Source organism: Vreelandella sp. F11 (assembly GCF_042466685.1).
Lineage (GTDB): Bacteria > Pseudomonadota > Gammaproteobacteria > Pseudomonadales > Halomonadaceae > Vreelandella.
Map to the genome: position 1 here is coordinate 1,298,005 of NZ_CP170448.1, position 20,352 is coordinate 1,318,356.

Here is a 20,352-nt window from a genome sequence, read left to right on the forward strand (position 1 = left end):
AGGTAACTAACCTCCTGGCAAGTGGATCAATAAGCTCGTTTACTGTGTGTTGATATCTTCAAGAATGTCGTCGAATACGCCGCCATCGTTAAAGAAGCGCTGCTGAGCTTCCTGCCAGCCACCGAAAACGTCATCAATCGTGAAGAGATTAAGCGCTGGGAACTCATCACTGTACTCAGCCAAAATTTCCTGGTTGCTTGGGCGGTAATAGTGTTTGGCAGCTAAGTGCTGGGCTTCGTCTGTATAGAGGTGCTCTAAATAAGCTTCGGCTACTTCGCGGGTACCCTTCCGGTCAACATTGGCGTCTATAACGGTGACGGGTGGCTCAGCTAGAATGCTCTGAGATGGCACAATAATTTCGTACTCACCCTGTCCGAGCTGCTCTACTGACAAGAAGGCTTCGTTCTCCCAGGCAATAAACACATCGCCAATACGGCGCTGAACGAAAGTATTAGTCGCGCCACGAGCGCCTGGATCAAGAACAGGTACGTTTTCATAAACTTGGCGAACGAAATCATAAGTCTGTTCTTCATCGCCATCGAACTGCTCTAAACCGTAACCCCATAGCGCCAGGAAGTTCCAGCGCGCGCCCCCTGAGGTTTTCGGGTTTGGCGTAATCACCTCAACCCCTTCCTGAGCTAGATCGTCCCAATCTTGAATATTTTTCGGGTTGCCATCACGCACCAGTAGGACGATGGTGGACGTATAGGGAGAGCTGTTATTGGGTAGGCGTGACTGCCAGTCCTGGGGAATCAAATCAGCACGTTCATGGATCGCGTCAATATCGTAGGCAAGCGCCAGTGTCGCTACGTCAGCATCAATACCGTCAATAATTGCCCGGCCTTGCGAACCTGACCCCCCATGGGACTGACGAACAGTCACAGATTGACTCTGTTCGGCTTGCCAAAACTCGTCAAATAGCTCGTTGTATTCGCGATAGAATTCACGAGTAGGGTCGTAAGAGACATTGAGAAGCTCAACGCTTTCGCTTTGAGCTTGAGCGGATGTGCTGAGTGTGAGTGCACCGATGAGCAAGGCGCCGCCGAGAAGGGTGGCAGTGGTGAGTTTGGAAAGTTGCCAAATATTTGAAGTGTTAATAGCTTGCATAGCGGCTGCTCCAGTCAAAGAAACCAAGTAATCGTTTGTTGAGTTGATGATCACAGCCTAACCATGTCTTTTATTCTGATTAACCAATAAAAAATGGATTGCTTATATCTTTTTGTGATTAGCCATTCTTTACAAACCAGCGAGCTTACGTAGTGAAATCAGGCATATTGAAAAGCCACAACGGTCAGGTGGCGTGGTTACCTGCTCGTCATGGGGAGGTTGGAAAAGATGGAAAACGAAGGCGGTGAACGACAGCTAGTCCCTTCGGCCTGCTAATACTTGGTTTACAGTCTCTTCATCCAGGTTTTCGCGGCAAAGCTGCAAAAATTGATAAGCATAACCGCGCAGGAAATGGCCGCGTCGTAGCGCTAAATAAGTAGTATTGCGGGGAAATAGACCACTGGCATCTAGTAGCTTTAGCCCCTGATCACGCTGTTCGTGATACGCCATGGAGGCGATTAACCCAACGCCCATGCCCAGTTCTACATAGGTTTTGATCACATCCGCATCTAGTGCGGTAAGCACGATATCCGGGAATGCATCCGCCGCCGAAAATGCGGTATCAATACGGGTACGCCCAGTAAACCCTTCGTGGTAAGTCACAATCGGGTGTTCAGTTATGCGCTCAAGTGTTAATGGTAAGCCGTCATTGAGCGGATGCTCTTCCGGCACCACGACGCCGTGATACCAGTGGTAGAAGGGAAAGCAGGCGAATAGTTGCCCCTCTTCGTGCAGGGCTTCAGTGGCAATACCGATATCCACTTTGCCCGCTTTCAGCATTGAGACAATTTCTTCAGGGCTGCATTGGTGAAGTTCCAAATGTACTTTTGGAAATGCTTGCTTAAAACGGGCAATGATGGGCGGTAGGGCATAGCGTGCCTGGGTGTGCGTAGTTGCAATGGCAAGGCTGCCTTGATCCACATGGGTAAGCTGATGCGCTGAGCGTTTAAGATTTTCCACATCAAGCAAAATGCGCTCAATGAATTCCATCAGAGTGCTGCCCGCGACTGTCAGCCCAAGAATCCGCTTGCCCCTGCGCTCAAAAATCTCAACGCCTAGCTCTTCTTCCAAATCTCGAATGTGCTTACTTGCCCCAGACTGAGAGGTGAACAAGGCATTGGATGCTTCAGTAAGGTTAAAGTGCTGACGCACTGTCTCGCGTACGATGCGCAGTTGCTGAATATTCATAGCGAGGAGTATCCGATCAGTTGGCAGTTTTGATATTCCGTAAAAGAATATTAAGAATATCTTTTATTCCATAATTATATTTCACGATATCCTTATCGTTTTTTTTGTATTTAGCCGAGAGCGATACTCATCTTGAGGCACTTTGGCATAGAGGATGGGTTTCAGTGCAAAATTATTAAGTTCCAAGTGGAGGTTGATTTGGTGAGGATTTTGGTTTCTTGTCCTTCAAGATTGCCATCGATGTGACTCAAAAAGCTCGGCATGGTGAACGTTGATTCTGGTTTAGTCCGATGGTTTAACGCTTGTGGGGCTATAGTAAAAGAGCACCTAAAAAGTGGCGCTCTGGTGCTATCTAACGGGCCTTTGTGATTATTAAACGCTGCAAACGGAGGTAGCTATGCTGCTCAAAGGATCATGCCACTGCCAGGCAGTGACGTTCAGCGTAAGGTCTCAGCATCCCTATCCATTCAACCGTTGTTACTGCTCTATTTGCCGTAAAACGGCGGGCGGTGGCGGCTATGCCATCAACCTCAGCGGTGATAGTAAAACCCTCAACGTGAGTGGCGATGAGCACATCTCGGTCTATCGAGCGGTCATCGATGGCGTGCAAAGCACGGGCGAGCGGCATTTTTGCAAGCATTGCGCCACGTCGCTATGGGTTTACGATCCCGACTGGCCCGAGCTTGTGCATCCTTTCGCATCAGCAATCGATACACCACTGCCGACACCACCCAAGCGAACACACATGATGTTGGGAAGCAGGGCGGATTGGGTCGAGGTCAATGCGCAGTTCCAGGATAAGTGCTTCGATGAGTACCCCGATGAAAGCCTTGCTGAGTGGCACCAGCGTTTGGGATTAGAGTGTTAATTCTGCTTGCTATGCTTTGATTTTCGGTACAGCCACAAAATGTCAAAACCAAATGAATAGGTGAGAGATATCAATGCGCTAATGGCGAGCAGGCTGGCAAGAAAATGAGATGTGAGAGGGGTCAACGCCAGTAGTAGCGCTACCACCTGCCAGACACAAACAGCCTTGCGTCGAAAGCTGGCAAACAGCGGTTTTGAGAGCCACGGGAATCGCCAACTGGCAGCCATAAACAGGTAGCGCATTCCGCCTATCAACAGCACCCAAAGCCCCAGCGATTCCAGCCGTAGCAAGCCTGCACAGAGCAGTAAAATCAGTAAGGCATCCAGCTCCATATCGAAGCGCGCGCCGAACCGTGTGTGGCTTTTCGTGCGCCTGGCAATCCAGCCATCAACACCGTCCAATAGCAGAGCGACCACTGCAATTGCCAACCACTGCCAGATACCCCCTACAAAAGCATTGTCGGCGAGCGCGCCAGCTACGAGAGCAACCAAAACCGCTCGGGCCAACGTGACCCGGTTTGCCCAGCCCAGCGAGCCGTAGGGCCAGAAGATGAGGATCAGGGTGGAGATAAGCGTGTAGAAGCCTATAGCCAACCCCCAGTTAGCGGGAGTAGCCATCAAAAGGGGCAGACCTTTGCCCAAGGATATTAGCAGCATGCCACCCAGCAGTAGCTCTCCAGCGCCATAGAGACGTTTAGGCAGGGTGTAAGATGAAGCGTTAGAGAAGAGCGGCATGGTGTCTCACGAAGCGGAATCGCTGTCCGCAGTTGAAATAAATGATGCAACTATTTTTATATGTACCATTCTTGTAGAAGAAGGTAGGGTTGTCCATAGGATCAAGAAATAGATGGGTTAGTTTCAATTGTTCCAATTGGTTAATCGAATATTTTCTTTTCACCCGCTAAGCTGAAGATGGTGAACCATTGAAAACTGTTCTGCCTCGTGCCATGCAAAGCATGGTCACACATTACGCTAGGGGGTTGAGTCACACGACTTGCCTCTTACTGCTAACTTGCAGTGCAATGGTGCCAAGCCACATTCAACGGAATGAAAGAGAGCTCGGAACAAGTGGGCTCGTAACGAAAAGGAACGCTCATGTCGGCGCCTAACGATGTTGGCAATGCCTCCAATGCCGCCAAAGAAAACTGGGCCACCGCCTTCTGGGTGGTCAACCCAGGAGAAGGCGAGCTGCGGCGTGAACAACTTAGTCCTCCCGCTCAGGATGAGGTACGTGTACGTACCTTGTACAGCGGTATCAGCCGCGGCACTGAATCCTTGGTGTTCAATGGTCGCGTGCCTGAAAGCGAATTCTCCCGCATGCGTGCTCCCTTTCAGTCGGGAGAATTTCCCGCACCGGTCAAGTACGGCTACTGCAGTGTGGGAAAGGTTAAGCAAGGACCTGATGCCCTGCTGGATAAAACTGTTTTCTGCCTATTTCCCCATCAAGACGACTACGTGGTACCCGCTTCGGCGGTGCTCACCATACCTGACCACATGCCCGCTAAACGCGCTGTGCTAGCCGCCAATATGGAAACCGCCATTAACGGCGTGTGGGACGCAGAGCCTATGCTGGGTGAGCGAGTCTGTGTGATTGGCGCTGGCGTAGTCGGCGCGTTGGTGGCGTATCTGTGTGCTCAGATACCCGGCGTTGACGTGCATTTAGTCGATATTAACCCTGAGCGCCGCCAGCTCGCAGAACAGCTAGGTGTGGTGTTTTGTACCCCCGAACATGCTCCACAAGATCAAGACTGCGTGATTCATGCCAGCGGCCATTCTGAAGGGCTACGCAAAGCGATTGAACTGATCGGCAGTGAAGGGCGCATTGTCGAGATGAGCTGGTATGGTGAAGGCGATGTCGCAATACCGCTAGGCGGTGCTTTCCACTCCCAGCGGTTGACGCTAAAGGCCAGCCAGGTAGGCCAACTGCCGCCTAAATTACGCCCACGCTGGGACTATCAGCGCCGCTTAACATTAGCGCTGAGCCTGTTGGTGGATGAGCGGTTGGATGCACTGATCAGTGGCGAAAGCGACTTTGATCAGTTCCCCTCGCTGGCCCCTAAACTGTTTGGCCCAGGCAGCGTTGAGCTCTGTCACCGCCTGCGCTACACCGCATAACCCATTTGCCCATTTTTTGGAGACGCTATGTTTCGTTTATGTGTTCGTGACCACTTTATGATCGCCCACAGTTTTAAGGGGGAGATCTTTGGCCCCGCCCAGCGCACCCACGGCGCTACCTATGTGGTGGATGTGGTTTTTCAGCGCCCCGAGCTGGATGAGGATGGTCTGGTGATCGATATCGGTCTGGCCAGCGAAACGGTGAAAGCGGTACTGGCTGGCTACAACTTCACCAACCTGGATGAAGTACCTGAGTTTAAGGGCAAAAACACCACCACCGAATTTATGGCCAAGGTGATCTTTGACCAGCTCGCCAAGGCAATTGGTGAGGGGAAAATGGGCTCCACCGCCCAGGGGATTACCCATATGGAGATCAAACTGCATGAGTCCCATGTGGCTTGGGCTAGCTACGAAGGCGCGCTATGAGTCAGCGTTTCACCTTAATCGTTGCCGGTGACCCCACTCAGCGTACCGGCGGCTATATTTATGACGCCCAGATTGTCTCGGCCTTGCGTGACCAGGGTTGGGAAATTGACGTCGTCGGCTTGGCGGGAAGCTTTCCCGACGCGGATGCCGAGGCGGCGATAGCCCTCTCCCAGGCACTTGCGTCGCTTCCCGATCAGGCCGCGGTAGTGATTGATGGCCTGGCCATGGGGGCGCTGCCGGAGGTGGTTGCTCAGCATGCCCAACGGCTCGATATCACCGCCTTGCTGCATCACCCCTTAGGCGATGAATCTGGCCTTAATGAGGCCGATCAGCAGCGTTTTCATCGCAATGAGTTAACCGCCCTTGCCCACGTGGCACGGATTATTGTTACCAGCCAGTTTACTGCCCGGCGGTTACCTGAGCTTGCTGACCATTACGCTCTAACCCTCAATGCGAATGTAACAGTGGTTGAACCGGGCGTGGCCCGGGCGCCGATTAGCCCCGCAGCAGCGCCGGGTGAACCCCTACGCTTGCTGTGCGTGGCAACGCTAACGCCGCGCAAGGGGCAGGATGTGCTAGTGCAAGCGCTGGCGGGCGTTGCCGGTGATCACTGGCAGTGTGACTGCTACGGCGGCGCACGTGACCCTGAGTTCGCTCAGCGCGTAGAGCAACTGATTGAGCAGAACGGCTTGCAGGCCAGCGTGCAACTGCACGGCGAGTGCGATAGCGAGACGCTGGAAGCAGCTTATCGCAATGCCCACGTGCTGGTGCTGCCGTCCTGGTATGAAGGCTACGGCATGGTGGTCACCGAGGCCCTCGCTCACGGCCTGCCGGTAATTACCACCACTGGCGGGGCACTTCGCGATACCTTGCCGGAAGGTGCAGGGTTAAGCGTTGAACCGGGTGATAGTGAGGCGCTGCAAGACGCCTTGAGCCGTTTTTGCCATGATGGCCAGCTACGCCAGCAACTGCGGCAGGGCGCTGCCCAGGCCCGTAATGCGTTGAGCGACTGGCAGGCTGCGGGCGATAAGTTTGCCGTGGCGTTAACTGCGCGCAACGATTTTCCCGATTTGAACGCAGGCAGTCAGTTTGCGTCAGACTGGTTGGCGCTGCGTGAGGCGGCAGATGCCGTGTCCCGCAGCCAGCGCCTTGCAGCGCAAGCCAACGAGTGGCTGAACGTGCGCACTTCAGCGCCGCTGATAGCAGATCTTGGCTGTGGCCGGGGCAGTAATATGCGCTTTCTGGCGCCCCGCTTGGGTGGCCGTCAGCGCTGGAAATTGATCGATCACGACGCCCTTTTGTTAGCCCAGGCGCGGCAATGTTCCGCTGGGTTAAGCGATAGCCAAGGGCAGCCCGTTGCCGTTGAGACCCACTGCTTATCGTTGGAGCCGGTTGCCAATGTGCCGCTCGCCGATGCGCACTTGGTGACCGCATCGGCGCTGTTAGATCTGGTCTCCCAGCAGTGGATCGATACCTTGGTGGCCCGGATTGTCGGGCAGCAACAAGCGCTGCTGATAGCGCTTAGCGTGAACGGTGAATGGCACTTTATTGACCCTCAAGGCGGGCCGGTGCTGGATGACGAAGACCACTGGCTGCTGGCGCTGTTTCTGGCTCATCAGCAGCGCAATAAAGGCCTGGGCGACGCATTGGGCGGTCAGGCGCACCGGGCATTAGTCGCCGCTCTGGAGGCGGCTAATTATCGCGTTGAACAAGCTGAAACACCGTGGCAGCTCGCTGCGGGCAGTCAAGAGCAACTGCCATTAATGATGGCGCTGCTTGAAGGCTGGGCTGCCGCCGCCACCGAACAAGCTCCGCAAGCCGCGGCGCGCATTGCCACCTGGCTGCAACAGCGTCAGCAAGCGGTGGCCAATGGCGAGCAGGGCATTTGGGTGGGGCACTGTGACCTGCTTGCTATGCCTCAGGAAGAGGCGTAAGCCGATGAGACTTGCTGAGCGTTGGCATACTCGCCTGTCCAGTCCGTGGTTTCGCCGCGGGCTGGTTAGCGCTGCTCTGTTAGCGGCGGTGGCGCTGTGGGTTGAACCTCAGGCTGTCGTGGCGGAGGTACGGCGTTTCTCCGCCGAATGGGTCGTACTGGCGTTAGCCATCAGCACGCTTCAGATCATGCTCTGCGCCTGGCGCTGGCAGTTTACAGCGGGACTGATCGATGTGCCGCTGCGCTTTGCTTACGCCCTGCGTGAGTACTATCTGGCGCTACTGGTCAATCAACTGCTGCCCGGGGGGGTATTAGGCGACGCCGGACGGGCGCACCGCCATGCCACCCAAGCGCACTCTAAGGGGCGAGCCTGGCGAGCGGTGATTATTGAGCGCGCTTCAGGGCAGGTCGCCGTGGTCGTGCTTACGTTAACAGCGTTGCTGCTTTCACCGCTCTGGCATGCTGCGTTGGGAGGGGCATTGATCACCGCGGTGGGCTTAAGCGCATTAGCTGTGCTTGCGACGGTCATGGTCATTGGCTTGCTGCTGCGCCAGCGTTTTTGCCACTGGTTAGCAGGACTGCCGCACTGGTGCCAAGCCTTGGCTGGCGATGTAAGACGCGGTCTGTTGCGTCAAGGCGTGTGGCCCCAGCAATTGCTCTCGTCACTGGTGATTGTGCTTAGCTACGGTTTGGTTATGGTCTGTGCGGCTAGGGCGATTGGGGTTGCGTTACCGGCGCTGCAGGTGCTGGCACTGACACCGGTACTGCTGCTGGCCATGCTGATTCCTTTCTCGGTCGCTGGCTGGGGGCTACGTGAAGGCGCCGCTGCGGGTGTATGGGCGCTGGTCGGCCTGCCGCCCGCCCAGGGCGTGGCGGTGTCGTTGGCCTACGGCATGTTGGTGCTGTTGGCGAGTCTGCCGGGCATCTGGGTGGCGCTGAGTCGTCGCGAAAAAGCGCAGCCTTCAAGCGGTGGTATCCCGCAGTCGCAGGTCGAAGAGAGTGTCGTCACCACAGCGGAAAGTTCGCGAGGGCGGACGCAGCGCACTCTCAAGGGTCTCAATGGGCGTCATTTTCAGCCCTGGCCTGCCGGAGCCAATCAGCAGCGGGGCGACCAGCAGATGGAGTCGGTCAACGGCACCCGCCTCAATAAACTGAGACACCGTAATTCCGCCGCCCTCTATCAATATCCGCGGCAGGCCCTTCTCGGCCAGCAGGTTGACAACATCATGGGGGTTGAACTGCCCGCTGGCATTCAGCGGCAGTACGCAGCGTTCAACGTGGGCCAGGCTCGTCGTTGCCTGCAGCTCAGACCTTACGCCAGCCCCCACGATATGCAGCGTCGGGGCGCTATCGGTGTTCAGCAGCGCCAGGTCGCTGGGAATACGACCGCGTGGATCCAGCACCACCCGCGCCGGGTGAGTGCCGCTAACGTGGCGCACGGTCAACTGCGGGTTGTCGGCGCTGGCGGTACCCGCACCGACGACAACGGCATCGACCAGGGCGCGCAGGCGGTGCAAGTGAACCAGACTTTCATGGCCATTGATGTAGTGGGAGTGGCCGCTCTCCGTGGCGATGCGGCCATCCATGCTCTGTCCCAGTTGCGCCACTACCCAAGTCGGTCGACTAGCCAGCGGTGTCAGGCAGTCAAGCAACTCCCGCGCCTCAACGGTGACGCTTTGGGCTGTTTGCCACTCGCCGGTTGGCGTCAAGGTGATCGCGATATCGCAAGAGTGCCGATGACGCAACGCCAACAGCCATTCCCAGGCATCGGCCAGCGCAATCGTGTTGGCATTGAGTTCGGGCATGACGCCTCCGTGCTAAAAAATCCGTTTCATCATGCGGGCGCTATTGGGTCAAGAGCAAGCAGTTCAGGGCAACCATTAGTTCAGTTTAAAGCAAATAGCTCAGCGCAAGCGTGCGCCATCCCCCTTGTAAGGAAGCCAGGAGGCCTACATGTACCAGATTGAACGCGCTATTTTCGATATCCGTCGTGGATTGCCCGTGGTGGTGAATGCCGGTGAGCAACGTTTGCTCGTGCAGGCACTGGAAGGCAGTGATTCAGTCGAAGCGCTTGCCCTATTAGCGGGCGAGAGACCTTCGCTGGTGCTCACTCGTCACCGTCTGACGGCGATGGGTGTGAGCTTAACCGCTGAGGCCGCCAGCCTGCCGCTGCCAGCTCACATTAGCACCAATGAGTTGCATGGTTTGGCCACGTCAGAAACGCCCCCTCAACCTGCCGGTGGAGAGCTAAGCGGGCTAACGCCCGCAGGGCTAGCTGAACTAGGCGCCGTGACACTAATGCGCCGCGCCTTGCTGATCCCCGCAGCGCTGTGTGCCTTTGTTAGCGAAGAGGCCACCGCAGCGATTGAGCAGCAGTTGGCAGAAGGGCGCCTACTGCAAGTCAGCGCTGAAGACGCGGCCCAGTGCCTTGCCGGGGCGCCGGGTATGCTCAAGCGGGTGAGCGAAGCGAATATCCCCCTTGAGGATGCCGCCGACAGCCGCTTTGTGCTCTTCCGTGAGCCGGACGGTCTGCGCGAGCACGTTGCGGTGGTGATCGGCAAGCCGGAACGTTGGGAAAGCGCGGTGCCGCTACGCCTGCACTCGGCGTGTTTAACCGGCGACCTGTTTGGTAGTCTGCGCTGCGACTGTGGCGAACAGCTACGCAACGCCGTGTCGGATATTCAAACCATGGGGGGCGGCGTGCTGCTCTATTTGGCGCAAGAGGGCCGGGGCATTGGCTTAGCCAATAAGCTGCGTGCCTATACCTTGCAAGATGGTGGGCTGGATACCGTGGATGCGGATCAAGTGCTCGGTTTTGGTGATGACGAGCGCCAGTATGCCGTGGCGGTGGATATGCTCAACGCCCTCAATATCGATCAGGTACAGCTACTCACCAATAACCCGCTGAAGATAGAAGCGCTTCGCCAGGGCGGTATCGAGGTGGTCTCACGCCAAGCACTATATGGCAGCGTGACCGACCATAATCAGCGCTATCTGAATGCTAAAGCTACCCGCGGTGGACACTTGCTGGAAGACGTATTAAGCGGCCAGCGATGAACCTAATGGGGTGCTGGCTAAAGTTGCTTCCCGCTGGTTCAGTCATGTTAGTTGGCCAGCGGGGGCAGGTGTGCGGTTTCCGTCACCACGCTAGCCAACTGGCGGGCGTAGTGCTCCACGAGCCGTTTGCCTAATTCAGCGCTGGCGTGGCTGGCATCGCCAGCCACGCCTTGGGCGCTTAAGTCTTCCGCTAACCAGGAAAAGGCGGCAGCGCCTTCTGCGCTCACCAATGCACCACCTTCGGGGGCCGCAGGTGGAGTAGCTTGATAGTTCTCTAGCTGTACCAGCGTGGGTGCCAAATAGTGCATCATCGCGGTTTCGAGGAGCCCGCCATGCAAGCCGTAGCGGAGCTCTTCAGCGTCAATCGCGCCTTCCAGGGGCGGTAGCCGAGTATAGGTGGCTTTTACCACGCGCATGCGATACCGCCGTCGTAGGGTTAGCCCCGCCAAATCCATCACTGCCTTATTGCCTCCATGGCTGTTAAGCAGTACCAAACGACGAATGCCGGCGCGAGCTAAGCTGTCGCCGTAGGCCTCCAGGGTGGCAATCGCCAGCGGTGCGGGCAAGCTGAGCGTGCCTGGGAAACTGGTATGCTCATCGCTGGCGCCTACCGCAATCGAAGGCAGGCAGATAACATTTAAATGGGTATCAAGCATCTCCAGCATAGCGGTTTGCAGGCCTTCGCCAATCATCAAGTCAGTGGCTAAGGGGAGGTGCGTGCCGTGCTGCTCAATGGCGCCAAGCACCAGTACCGCGACCGGGTCACGTTGGGCGAATTCGGCTAACTGTGGAGCGGTGAGGGTTTGCCAGTGGTGAATCATTGCGTGACGTGCCTATGCCTATAGAGAGTTCAAATAGTGTGCGCAAAAATTAAAGCGAGTTAAGCAGTAGCGGATGGTCTGAGCGGCAGGCGTAGAGATCCCCGGATGGTAGGGCTTCGCCCCCTGCGCTGAGCCACTCGCTAAGCGCTTGCGGTGTTTGCCACTCTTCCCAGCGAAAATGGCGCTGCTCGCCCGCCACTACATTGTAGCGGTATTCGCCAAGACGGCTTAAGTGGTTAACGCACTCCTGGTTCACCTCCAGGGCGCCGGCGACAAACTCCACCGACAGCGCTGCCACTGGGCGGCTTAGTCCTGCCAGAACCTCGGCCTCAAAGCCTTCAACGTCAATTTTGATAAAGCTGGGCTCGCCATACTCATCAATTAACGCATCCAGCGTAGTCACCGGTACTCGCAGCCGTTGCTCCCAGCGTACCTGGCTAAAACCTGCGTTGCGTTCGCCAATTTGCTCCCGCCACTCGGTGGCCAGAGTAGAGAGGGTCGGGTTGCCGGGGCTGATAGCGATCTCGGCAAAGCCGCTTGCTGGGCCAGCTGCCATTGGCAGCAGATTAATAGTCGTTGGTTTCACTAGGCGTTTAAACCACTTGGCGAGGTCGGGCTGGGGCTCCAGCGCCACCACTCTGGCGCCCAGCGCATGGAAAGCCGCGCTACGGTCACCTAAATGCGCACCAATATCAAAAGCAACACTACCGGGTTGAATGAAAGGCTTATAGAGGCGTTGGAGGCCTCGCTGGCGCCCTGGCCGCCAGTAAATAAATAGCGAGCGGGCAAGCCCACCCGCGCTGCGCAGTCGTTGTAGCCCCATGTGCCGCATTAGTTAAGCTCTCTGAATGGACGTGCCTTGATCCAGACAGGCGCTGGCGATATAAGTTTTGCTTGATAAGGGCTACTCTTCATCGGGATACCACACGTAATTCCAGGTTTCGCTAACGGGTTCGCCATTTAAGGTGAGCCTTAGGCGCACATCGCTGGGTTGTTCGCTCGCGGGTAGCCGGAAGCTCGCCCGCCAGCCGTCGTTGGGCAGCGGAGTGACCTGGGGGAGCAGAACCTCACCGTGTTGGGAGCTGATATCGAGCTCGACGGGCTGGTCGGCGGTAATATCCGCTAACGCGCCGCCCTGAAAATCGACGATAAATTGGCGCTGCTCCAGCGAGGAAGAGTCCGCTTGCCCCGGCACGCCCGCGCGGCCATGGCGAGTACGAATGGCGCGGCCAAGGTTGTGTGCGTCAGGCTGAGTATTCAAGGTGTGAGTGAGATAGTGCAGGCGGCGGGATTCGCCTGCATCCAGCGTATCGTCTGCCACCCAGTAGGCGACAATGTTGTCGTGGGTCTCGTCGGGAGTGGGGATTTCGACAAGTTCCACATGACCCGGCCCCCACTCATCCAGCGGCACAACCCACTGGCTGGGGCGGCGGTGGTACTGGGCTTCGACGTCCAAGTAGCGATTGAAGTCACGCTCACGTTGCATTAACCCGAAACCCTCAGGGGAGTCGTCTACAAAGGTGGAGGTATGCAGGTAGGAGGGATTACTCAGCGGGCGCCAGATCCACTCGCCGCTGCCAGTGTGCATCAGCAGACCGTCGGAGTCGTGCACCTGGGGGCGAAAATCGTCTGGCCGCTCGTGGCTTGCTTCACCGAAAGTGAACATGCTGGTGAGCGGAGCGACGCCCAGCTTGGCGATATCTTCGCGGGCAAACAGCTCCGCTTCGACCTCGACTTGGGTATTCTCCCCAGGCTGGATAACAAACCGATAGGCACCGCTGACCGAGGGGCTGTCCATTAACGCCAGTAGCTCAATCTGTTCAGCATCCGCGTCGGGTTTATAGAGCCAAAACTCACGAAATGCCGGGAATTCTTCGCCATCAGGGGAAGCGGTATCGATCGCTAGCCCTCGGGTGGAGAGTCCGTACGCCTGGTCACGCCCCACAATGCGGAAGTAGCTGGCACCCAGAAACACAGCAAACTCATCGTCGTATTGATCGCTATTAAGGGGGTAGTGGAGACGAAAGCCCGCATGGCCGCTGCCGGTAAGGTCTTGCTCTTTGAGCGCTGCGGCATTGCCATCATAAGTGTAGTCTGCTGCAGAGAAGGGCAGGGGTGTTGCCGTATCGTTGTCGATAACGTTCAAGGCAATCGGGGTTTGGAAAAGAAAGCCGCTGTGAAATAGCTGTAGGCTAAAAGGACTCTCGTTTTTCCAGTAGGCATGTTCGGGGTCAAAGCGAATCTGCCGGTAGGTATCGTAGTCGAGCTCGCGCAATACCTCAGGTAAGCTCTCTTCCGGGGCTTGGTAAGCCTCTTCAGCAAGCTGCTGTGCGCGCTCAATGACCTTACTGAAATGCACATCGTCTTCAGCCAACGCAGGCACGGCGAGCATAGAGCCAATTAGCACGATCCATTTGCCAGTCCGCCCCTTGGCAACAGGCCTGCTAAAAAACGGTCTTCTACCAACACATTTACAACCCATGGACGAAATCCTTTCTGGTGAAGGCCTGCAAAACGCGTGGGCCTTATGCCAAGCAAAGCGTGAAGTCTTTACACAATAACTATACGATAAAATATGACAGTACATGATTATTGTGTTTTTCAGCAGCCTTATTCCTTGCTCTTGTGTCTTGTGATTGGGTACGCCCTCTCTTCAAGAGAGGGCGCTGGCAGGTTATGAGTGACATTGTAAGCAAGGGTAGTCCCAGATGAGAGTGCGATGAGTCGATTATTACTACTGTTTCTAGCGCTGAATTTCTTACTCATTGCACCGCTCTGGTGGCGTTTTGGCGAGGTTGGCACCCATTTGCTCGCTTGGGAGGCACTTATCATTGCGCCGCTCATGCTGCTGCTCCCTGTTGGCCCAACGCGCCGTGTAGTGGCTGTTGGAGTCGTCAGTTGGGTGATCCTCGCAACTGCCGTCAATTTAGGCACTGCCGCCACCCAAATGGCCTTTGCCCGGTCGCTCAATCTCTATCTTGATGTACCTCTGCTGCGCTCAATTTATCACTTGTTAGTAGGTAATGTAGGTCAACTGTTGGCAGTTTGCGCAATGCTGGCGGGGGTTGCCTCGTTGTTCGCCATCACACTGATTTTAGTGCGCCTGCTGCTGCCCCCTGTCGCCTACTCTGTTAAGCGCCTGCCTGGTGTGTTGGCATTAACGCTGCTAGTCATTGCCACTAGCAGTGCAGCGCTTGAGCTTAGTGGGATCCGGCTAGTGGATAGTGCTCGTTTACCGATGGTGAACACGACACGCTTTCAGTGGCAGCAAATAACCGATACCCACGCCGCTCGCCTCGCCTTTACAGCACAGTTGGCGTCAGCCCCATTGGAGGCTAGGCAGCTACCGGGGCTGGAGGGGCGTAATGTACTGCTCACCTTTATTGAGTCCTACGGTATCTCGGCGCTGGAAAATCCACGTTACTCCGGCGTTCTGCTACCTACGCTAGCCGAAATGCAGCAGCGGTTAGAGGCGCGAGACCTCCATGTGGTTTCTGGTATGTTGACAGCGCCTATTCGCGGTGGGCAGTCTTGGCTGGCTCACGCGACGACCCTCAGTGGGCGGTGGATCGACAATCAGTTGTGGTATCGGTTGATGCTAGACAGCGGCCACGCCACTTTGATCGATGATTTTCGTGCCACCGGTCAGCGCACCCTGAGTGTAATGCCCGCGATTACCCTGGCCTGGCCGGAAGGCGAGGCCTATGGCTTTGATGAGATCGCCGCAGCGAAAGATATCGCCTATTCCGGGCCTGCTCTCAACTGGGTCACCATGCCGGATCAGTTTACCCTCGATTATACCCAACGCTACTTGCTGGGCGAGACGCCAGTGTTTGCTCAGTTAGCGCTAATCTCCAGTCATGCACCCTGGACGCCGATTCTGCCGGTATTGGAGGATTGGTCATCGATTGGCGATGGGCGTATTTTTGCCCCCTGGGAGAGTGCTGGTGACCCACCAGAAGTGCTGTGGCAGGAGATTGAGCGCATTCGCGATCACTACGCTTGGTCAGTGGAGTACGCTGTAAAAGTCACCGGGCGGTGGGCCGAGCGCGTAGTGGATGATAATACCTTAATGATTGTGCTGGGTGACCATCAGGCCGCGCCACTGATTACCGGCGACGATGCCAGCGCTGCAGTGCCGGTGCATATTATTAGCGGTGACCCTGAACTGTTGGTGCCTTTTATAGAGCGTGGCTTTGTTCCCGGTACGCTGCCTACCCTCGAAGAGGCGAGCAGTGCGCCCAGGATGAGCCAACTTCGCCACTGGCTGCAGGCCGACTTTGGAGAGTTATAGGTTGGCCTAGGCACGGGTTCGGCAGCAGGGGTAGCCTCTGAGAAAAGAGAGTTCTCTGATTCAAGGACAACGACAAGGACGCAGCAATGATTCAGCCTGTGATTTTAAGTGGGGGCAGCGGCACGCGATTATGGCCGCTTTCCAGGGAGCAGATGCCGAAACAGTTTTTATGTTTAACCTCTTCCCAGAGTCTGCTCCAACAAACCCTAACCCGCCTAGCCGGGTTAACCGATGCAGCGCCAATGGTGATGGGCCATCATAGCCACCGCTTTTTAATGGCTGAGCAGCTGCGCGAAATGGATCAAACCGCTACCCTGGTGCTTGAGCCTGAGGGACGTAATACCGCCCCGGCAATTGCTTGTGCGGCGCTGTTGGCGCGTCACGCTGGCGATGATCCGCTGTTGCTAGTGCTCCCGGCAGATCATGTGATCGGCGATGTCCAGGCGTTTCAACACAGCGTTTCACTGGCCCTACCGTTAGCCGAAGCAGGCTACCTCGTTACCTTCGGCGTTGTACCTACACAGCCTGAAACGGGTTACGGCTATATTGCCTGTGGCGAGCCGCTGGAAGGTGGTCATCACCTTGCCGCTTTTATTGAAAAACCGGACGCCCAGCGTGCTGCAGCGTTAGTCGAAAGCGGCGATTATCTGTGGAACAGCGGTATGTTTCTGTTGCGCGCCTCGACTTATTTAGGCCAGCTCAAGCGGTTACAACCAACGATGCTGGAGGCTTGTGAGGAGGCGGTTGGTGGGGCGCGGCGAGACTTGGATTTTCTACGCTTGGGCGAAGTGGCATTTCGGCGCTGCCCGGCTGACTCGATTGATTACGCGGTGATGGAGCAGTGTGATCGCGCTGCTGTAGTGCCTCTGGCAGCCGATTGGAGCGACATCGGCAGTTTTGATGCGCTATGGGCAACCGTTACGCCTGACGCTGCGGGCAATGCCACCAAAGGCGATACCTGGCTGACCAATACGCAGGATTCGTTGGTGTTTGGCGAACATCGTCTGGTAGCCACACTGGGTGTGAATAATCTGATTGTCGTGGAGACCTCGGATTGCGTGCTGGTTGCCCACCGCAGTCAGGCGCAACAAGTAAAGCAGCTGGTGACATCGCTTACCCAAGCGGGCCGCACCGAACCCTGCACGGCGGCCCAGGTACAGCGCCCCTGGGGCAGCTTTCAAGCGATGGACAGCGGCGAGCGTTATCAGGTCAAACGTATTACCGTGAAACCTGGCGGGCGGCTATCGCTGCAGCGCCATCATCACCGGGCTGAGCACTGGATCGTGGTAAGGGGAACTGCGCAGGTAACGCTTGAAGAGCGCCGCTTTTTGGTAACTGAAAATCAATCCACCTATATCCCTATTGGGGCACTGCATCGGCTGGAAAACACCGGAAAAATTCCCCTTGAACTGATCGAGGTGCAGTCGGGGAGCTATCTGGGCGAAGACGATATTGAGCGTCTGGATGATGTTTACGCCCGTGATAGCAATGAGTGAAGGACGGAATAAGTCGCGGCTTACCAAAGCCAGCTATTAGGACGTGCCGGCGTTAGCCCTTTGCGCACATCGGCCCAGCCGAGCACGCATCGTACACCCAGCCATACCGCTAACAGTGGCCAGAGCAGGGTGCCCACTATCACAAGGCTGAGCAGGAAGGCGATGGAGGCATACAGGGTGCCGATCCAGAAGGTGCGGGTCAGGTAACGATAGTGCTGCTGCAGCCATGGTGCCGCTTCTTTACGATAAACATAGGCAATAATTACGCCAATCAACAGAGTGGTATTGGCTGTGACGATACCTGCCAAGTAGAGTGCGTAAATAATCTGTGGCGCGCGTCTGTCATCGCGCTTTACAGGGGGCTGTGTCATCAGTGCTCTCTTTTTCAGCCTAATAAAGGCGATAGTCGCGGAAATTGGCTAGATTTTGCTGCTCCTGTACTACTTTGCGGTAGCGTTTGTACTCCCATTGATACTGTGCCGGTTCCAAGGCAATTGCACTTTCGACACTCGCATTGACACCCGTGGCAGACTGCACATCCTCGTCGCTATAGACCCGCTCGTCGGCATCCAGAAAGTGAATCTCAAATCCTTTGCCAGGCACACGTAGTGCAACGCCTGTGACAACACGCGCCTGAGTCCGAGCAACTAGTTTGGGTAGCAGGGTGGCGGTATAGGCCTCTCGGCCAAAGAAGGGGGCAAAAACGCCGCTGCCCCAATCGGGCTCTTGGTCGGGCAGTATGCCAATCGCTTCGCTGCGTTTAAGCGCTTTAAGCAGCGCCGCCACACCGCGAGGATTGGTGGGCACTAAACTTGCCCCCATGCGCTCACGGCCATGACGAATGACCGGGTCGAGGGCGTTGATCTTGGGGGGCTCGTACATAGCGGTAAAGGGAAAGTGACTCGAAAGCCAGAAGTTGAGCACTTCCCAGTTACCGAAGTGGGGGGCAAGCACAATCACGCCGCGGCCTTCGGTACGGGCGCTATCGAGCTTATCGCGTCCGTGCACCGCTAAAATGCTGCTCTCTACCCTGTCAGGTTCCGCCATCCAGGCGTGGCCCAGTTCCAGCATGGTCGCTGTTGAGTGGCGTAAACTTTGCTGACCAAGCGTTTTACGTTCAGCAACGGACAGGTTTGGGTAGACAGCCGCTAAGTTGCGATCGGTTATCCAGCGCTCACGCTTATTAAAGCGGTAAACCAGAGGGCCGAGCGCCGAAGCAGTACGCCATAGGCGCGCAAGCGGCCAGCGTGACAGTTGACGCCATAGCCAACTGATCGCGCTGGCTTTGGAAAAGCGTCTAACGTTTTGAGCCCCCTGTGGCGCCATCGTTAAATCAACCAAGTATCTACATTGGAAGGTGCGCGCTTCTCTTGCAGCCCTTTGAAACCTTTAACACAGCGAATAATGAACCACACGGCTAGCGCCAGCAACAGCGGGAAACCGATCACCGCAAAGAGCAATATCGAGAAAATAATGCCGTATATCAACCCTATCCAGAAGGTGCGGATCTGGTAGCGGTAGTGCTCGTCCAGCCATACCGGGCCTTTGCCCTTATAGACATAGGCAATGACCACACCAATAATCGACGTAAAGCCAAGGATAAAACTGGCCAGATAGAGGGCATAAATAACCATGGCCATGGTGGTGTCGGGCTGGGAGTTCTGCTCTCCGTTGACGACTTGGCCGTCGAGTGGGGATTCTCTTTCGTTATCTAGCATAACGTTTCCTTTGATCGATCTGTATAAATACTGAAGTGGGTGATGATGCCAAGTACACATCAGTGCGCGCTGTTTAAGCGCGGCATATGATACCTTGATTCATTAGACTTAGCATTAGCGCGAAGTCGGTCGGCAAACCTCTAGCAGATTACCGTCCGGGTCACGTAGGTAGATCGACTCAATCGGGCCATTGGCACCTTGGCGGGCCACGGGGCCAAGCTCCACGTCAATCGCCAGCGCATCTAAATGCTGCTTGAACTCGTTCAGCGGCAGTTGGCAGCGCAGGCACAAATCCAGGCTGCCAGGCGTAGGCGTTGCTGAAATGGGGGCAATGTCAGTATCGGTCTGATGCAGGCGTAGTGCCGTATCCCCAAGCATCAAATCGACCCTTTGAGCATCGCGATAGCGTACGTCTAAGCCCAAAACCCGCGAGTAAAAATCCACTGCACGACTAATGTCGGTCACGGTAACAACAAGATGATCCAGACCTGATAGCATGCCACCTTCCTTAATACATAACGTTAAGCCAGAGAATACAATGATGCGCCGCTGTCCGCTCTGCGCTGAATCCACGACTGCGCTCTACCACCGGGCTCGGCGTCGTGACTACTACCAGTGTGCCACGTGCAAGCTGGTATTTGTCCCCCCTGAGCAGCATTTGAGTGCTGCTGAAGAAAAGGCTGAATACGATAAGCATCAAAACTCGCCGCATGATACGGGATATCGACGCTTTTTAGGGCGTTTATTTACCCCGCTATTAGCCAAGCTATCATCCCATGCTCGCGGGCTTGATTTTGGTTCAGGGCCGGGGCCGACGCTGTCGGTTATGTTTGCCGAGCAGGGTCACCCGATGACTATTTACGACCCCTTTTACGCTCCCGATGCCTCAGCGTTGACACAAAAATATGATTTTATCACTGCTACAGAAGTCGTTGAGCACTTGTCACAGCCTGGCCAGGTGTTTGCGCAGTTGATGAACCAGCTCGCCCCAGGTGGTTATCTGGGATTAATGACCAAACGCGTCACTTCGCCAGAAGCGTTTGCCTGCTGGCACTATATTAGCGACCCCACGCATATCAGCTTTTTTAGTGAGGAGACCTTCCGTTGGTGGGCGCAAAAGAATAGTTTAGTAGTGGAATTTCCTGGGCCAGACACGGTTATTCTACACAAAACGCTAACGTGAATAATTGTAACGTTAGAAAAGCATTGACTTTGCCCGCTTGAGGGCAATAATTGCGCGCCGCTATCCCGGCCTGACTCGACGTGCCAGATGAGATACCGGTTTCTGTGAACACATTCATCAGCGTTTTCACGCCTGTTTTCAGCCCCT

19 protein-coding genes and 1 pseudogene are annotated in these 20,352 nt (G+C 55.9%); 9 read left to right on the forward strand and 11 right to left on the reverse strand.

What is annotated here, in order from left to right; genetic code table 11:
- Window positions 1-39: 39 nt before the first annotated feature.
- Both ACFIOZ_RS05840 and ACFIOZ_RS05845 read right to left on the reverse strand, forming a co-directional pair.
- Window positions 40-1,107 carry a sulfate ABC transporter substrate-binding protein gene (locus tag ACFIOZ_RS05840; protein ID WP_386082753.1) on the reverse strand — a complete coding sequence of 356 codons (1,068 nt, stop codon included), beginning with the start codon at window positions 1,105-1,107 and terminating at the stop codon, window positions 40-42.
- 255 nt (window positions 1,108-1,362) lie between these two features.
- On the reverse strand, window positions 1,363-2,295 hold the full coding sequence (locus ACFIOZ_RS05845; protein ID WP_386082754.1) for a CysB family HTH-type transcriptional regulator: 933 nt from the start codon (window positions 2,293-2,295) through the stop codon (window positions 1,363-1,365).
- A gap of 397 nt (window positions 2,296-2,692) precedes the next feature.
- Here ACFIOZ_RS05845 and ACFIOZ_RS05850 point away from each other — a divergent pair, with 397 nt between their 5' ends.
- Window positions 2,693-3,163 carry a GFA family protein gene (locus ACFIOZ_RS05850; RefSeq protein ID WP_386082755.1) on the forward strand — a complete coding sequence of 157 codons (471 nt, stop codon included), beginning with the start codon at window positions 2,693-2,695 and terminating at the stop codon, window positions 3,161-3,163.
- Here the strand turns inward: ACFIOZ_RS05850 and ACFIOZ_RS05855 are convergent.
- Window positions 3,160-3,897 (reverse strand): CDP-alcohol phosphatidyltransferase family protein, encoded by a 738-nt coding sequence (locus ACFIOZ_RS05855; protein ID WP_386082756.1) that lies wholly within the window; start codon window positions 3,895-3,897, stop codon window positions 3,160-3,162. The two genes, ACFIOZ_RS05850 and ACFIOZ_RS05855, sit on opposite strands and share 4 nt — an antisense overlap.
- A 360-nt stretch (window positions 3,898-4,257) precedes the next feature.
- On the opposite strand from ACFIOZ_RS05855, the gene ACFIOZ_RS05860 reads away from it, so the two are divergent.
- The 4 genes and pseudogenes from ACFIOZ_RS05860 to ACFIOZ_RS05875 form a co-directional block, all read left to right on the forward strand.
- Window positions 4,258-5,277: a zinc-dependent alcohol dehydrogenase gene (locus tag ACFIOZ_RS05860; RefSeq protein ID WP_386082757.1), complete on the forward strand. Its 1,020-nt coding sequence runs from the start codon at window positions 4,258-4,260 to the stop codon at window positions 5,275-5,277.
- Between the two features lie 27 nt (window positions 5,278-5,304).
- A complete protein-coding gene (locus ACFIOZ_RS05865) occupies window positions 5,305-5,703 on the forward strand; it encodes a 6-pyruvoyl trahydropterin synthase family protein (RefSeq protein ID WP_386082758.1) in 399 nt (132 codons plus the stop codon).
- A complete protein-coding gene (locus tag ACFIOZ_RS05870) occupies window positions 5,700-7,637 on the forward strand; it encodes a glycosyltransferase (protein WP_386082759.1) in 1,938 nt (645 codons plus the stop codon). Before ACFIOZ_RS05865 ends, ACFIOZ_RS05870 begins: the two co-directional genes overlap by 4 nt.
- Window positions 7,638-7,641: 4 nt before the next feature.
- Window positions 7,642-8,541: pseudogene (locus ACFIOZ_RS05875) on the forward strand (lysylphosphatidylglycerol synthase transmembrane domain-containing protein); the annotation flags it as partial.
- Window positions 8,542-8,598: 57 nt separating this feature from the next.
- On the opposite strand, the gene ACFIOZ_RS05880 reads toward ACFIOZ_RS05875, so the two are convergent.
- Window positions 8,599-9,441 (reverse strand): RibD family protein, encoded by an 843-nt coding sequence (locus tag ACFIOZ_RS05880; protein WP_386083995.1) that lies wholly within the window; start codon window positions 9,439-9,441, stop codon window positions 8,599-8,601.
- Between the two features lie 148 nt (window positions 9,442-9,589).
- On the opposite strand from ACFIOZ_RS05880, the gene ribA reads away from it, so the two are divergent.
- Window positions 9,590-10,693 carry a GTP cyclohydrolase II RibA gene (gene ribA / locus ACFIOZ_RS05885; RefSeq protein ID WP_386082760.1) on the forward strand — a complete coding sequence of 368 codons (1,104 nt, stop codon included), beginning with the start codon at window positions 9,590-9,592 and terminating at the stop codon, window positions 10,691-10,693.
- 47 nt (window positions 10,694-10,740) lie between these two features.
- Here the strand turns inward: ribA and ACFIOZ_RS05890 are convergent, their stop codons facing one another.
- The 3 genes from ACFIOZ_RS05890 to ACFIOZ_RS05900 all read right to left on the reverse strand — a co-directional run bounded on the left by ACFIOZ_RS05890 (window position 10,741) and on the right by ACFIOZ_RS05900 (window position 13,906).
- A complete protein-coding gene (locus ACFIOZ_RS05890; RefSeq protein WP_386082761.1) occupies window positions 10,741-11,514 on the reverse strand; it encodes a creatininase family protein in 774 nt (257 codons plus the stop codon).
- A 49-nt stretch (window positions 11,515-11,563) separates the two neighbouring features.
- A complete protein-coding gene (locus ACFIOZ_RS05895; RefSeq protein ID WP_386082762.1) occupies window positions 11,564-12,346 on the reverse strand; it encodes an FkbM family methyltransferase in 783 nt (260 codons plus the stop codon).
- A gap of 72 nt (window positions 12,347-12,418) precedes the next feature.
- Entirely contained in the window at window positions 12,419-13,906 is a 1,488-nt protein-coding gene (locus ACFIOZ_RS05900; RefSeq protein WP_386083997.1) for a glucan biosynthesis protein, read from the reverse strand.
- A gap of 327 nt (window positions 13,907-14,233) precedes the next feature.
- Here ACFIOZ_RS05900 and ACFIOZ_RS05905 point away from each other — a divergent pair, with 327 nt between their 5' ends.
- Window positions 14,234-15,808 (forward strand): sulfatase-like hydrolase/transferase, encoded by a 1,575-nt coding sequence (locus tag ACFIOZ_RS05905; protein ID WP_386082763.1) that lies wholly within the window; start codon window positions 14,234-14,236, stop codon window positions 15,806-15,808.
- An 86-nt stretch (window positions 15,809-15,894) separates the two neighbouring features.
- Window positions 15,895-17,304 (forward strand): mannose-1-phosphate guanylyltransferase/mannose-6-phosphate isomerase, encoded by a 1,410-nt coding sequence (locus ACFIOZ_RS05910; RefSeq protein WP_386082764.1) that lies wholly within the window; start codon window positions 15,895-15,897, stop codon window positions 17,302-17,304.
- A 20-nt stretch (window positions 17,305-17,324) separates the two neighbouring features.
- Here the strand turns inward: ACFIOZ_RS05910 and ACFIOZ_RS05915 are convergent, their stop codons facing one another.
- The 4 genes from ACFIOZ_RS05915 to ACFIOZ_RS05930 all read right to left on the reverse strand — a co-directional run bounded on the left by ACFIOZ_RS05915 (window position 17,325) and on the right by ACFIOZ_RS05930 (window position 19,520).
- Window positions 17,325-17,675 (reverse strand): DUF4870 family protein, encoded by a 351-nt coding sequence (locus ACFIOZ_RS05915; protein ID WP_386082765.1) that lies wholly within the window; start codon window positions 17,673-17,675, stop codon window positions 17,325-17,327.
- A 19-nt stretch (window positions 17,676-17,694) separates the two neighbouring features.
- Entirely contained in the window at window positions 17,695-18,630 is a 936-nt protein-coding gene (locus tag ACFIOZ_RS05920; RefSeq protein ID WP_386082766.1) for a lysophospholipid acyltransferase family protein, read from the reverse strand.
- A 2-nt stretch (window positions 18,631-18,632) separates the two neighbouring features.
- The gene (locus ACFIOZ_RS05925) at window positions 18,633-19,022 is read right to left on the reverse strand and encodes a DUF4870 family protein (protein WP_386082767.1); all 390 of its coding nucleotides are present in this window, start codon (window positions 19,020-19,022) and stop codon (window positions 18,633-18,635) included.
- Between the two features lie 114 nt (window positions 19,023-19,136).
- Entirely contained in the window at window positions 19,137-19,520 is a 384-nt protein-coding gene (locus tag ACFIOZ_RS05930) for a VOC family protein (protein WP_386082768.1), read from the reverse strand.
- A gap of 40 nt (window positions 19,521-19,560) precedes the next feature.
- On the opposite strand from ACFIOZ_RS05930, the gene ACFIOZ_RS05935 reads away from it, so the two are divergent.
- Window positions 19,561-20,205, forward strand: coding sequence for a class I SAM-dependent methyltransferase (locus ACFIOZ_RS05935; protein WP_386082769.1), 645 nt, complete (start codon window positions 19,561-19,563; stop codon window positions 20,203-20,205).
- Window positions 20,206-20,352 lie beyond the last annotated feature (147 nt).

What these genes read in the sequence shown, in the direction of transcription:
- ACFIOZ_RS05935 (WP_386082769.1), top strand. Translation starts at nt 19,561, where the DNA reads ATGATGCGCCGCTGTCCGCTCTGCGCTGAATCCACGACTGCGCTCTAC.
- ACFIOZ_RS05855 (WP_386082756.1), bottom strand. Translation starts at nt 3,897, where the DNA reads ATGCCGCTCTTCTCTAACGCTTCATCTTACACCCTGCCTAAACGTCTC.
- ACFIOZ_RS05860 (WP_386082757.1), top strand. Translation starts at nt 4,258, where the DNA reads ATGTCGGCGCCTAACGATGTTGGCAATGCCTCCAATGCCGCCAAAGAA.
- ACFIOZ_RS05915 (WP_386082765.1), bottom strand. Translation starts at nt 17,675, where the DNA reads ATGACACAGCCCCCTGTAAAGCGCGATGACAGACGCGCGCCACAGATT.
- ACFIOZ_RS05925 (WP_386082767.1), bottom strand. Translation starts at nt 19,022, where the DNA reads ATGCTAGATAACGAAAGAGAATCCCCACTCGACGGCCAAGTCGTCAAC.
- ACFIOZ_RS05880 (WP_386083995.1), bottom strand. Translation starts at nt 9,441, where the DNA reads ATGCCCGAACTCAATGCCAACACGATTGCGCTGGCCGATGCCTGGGAA.
- ACFIOZ_RS05840 (WP_386082753.1), bottom strand. Translation starts at nt 1,107, where the DNA reads ATGCAAGCTATTAACACTTCAAATATTTGGCAACTTTCCAAACTCACC.
- ACFIOZ_RS05920 (WP_386082766.1), bottom strand. Translation starts at nt 18,630, where the DNA reads ATGGCGCCACAGGGGGCTCAAAACGTTAGACGCTTTTCCAAAGCCAGC.
- ACFIOZ_RS05850 (WP_386082755.1), top strand. Translation starts at nt 2,693, where the DNA reads ATGCTGCTCAAAGGATCATGCCACTGCCAGGCAGTGACGTTCAGCGTA.
- ribA (WP_386082760.1), top strand. Translation starts at nt 9,590, where the DNA reads ATGTACCAGATTGAACGCGCTATTTTCGATATCCGTCGTGGATTGCCC.
- ACFIOZ_RS05865 (WP_386082758.1), top strand. Translation starts at nt 5,305, where the DNA reads ATGTTTCGTTTATGTGTTCGTGACCACTTTATGATCGCCCACAGTTTT.
- ACFIOZ_RS05900 (WP_386083997.1), bottom strand. Translation starts at nt 13,906, where the DNA reads ATGCTCGCCGTGCCTGCGTTGGCTGAAGACGATGTGCATTTCAGTAAG.
- ACFIOZ_RS05890 (WP_386082761.1), bottom strand. Translation starts at nt 11,514, where the DNA reads ATGATTCACCACTGGCAAACCCTCACCGCTCCACAGTTAGCCGAATTC.
- ACFIOZ_RS05910 (WP_386082764.1), top strand. Translation starts at nt 15,895, where the DNA reads ATGATTCAGCCTGTGATTTTAAGTGGGGGCAGCGGCACGCGATTATGG.
- ACFIOZ_RS05845 (WP_386082754.1), bottom strand. Translation starts at nt 2,295, where the DNA reads ATGAATATTCAGCAACTGCGCATCGTACGCGAGACAGTGCGTCAGCAC.
- ACFIOZ_RS05930 (WP_386082768.1), bottom strand. Translation starts at nt 19,520, where the DNA reads ATGCTATCAGGTCTGGATCATCTTGTTGTTACCGTGACCGACATTAGT.
- ACFIOZ_RS05870 (WP_386082759.1), top strand. Translation starts at nt 5,700, where the DNA reads ATGAGTCAGCGTTTCACCTTAATCGTTGCCGGTGACCCCACTCAGCGT.
- ACFIOZ_RS05895 (WP_386082762.1), bottom strand. Translation starts at nt 12,346, where the DNA reads ATGCGGCACATGGGGCTACAACGACTGCGCAGCGCGGGTGGGCTTGCC.
- ACFIOZ_RS05905 (WP_386082763.1), top strand. Translation starts at nt 14,234, where the DNA reads ATGAGTCGATTATTACTACTGTTTCTAGCGCTGAATTTCTTACTCATT.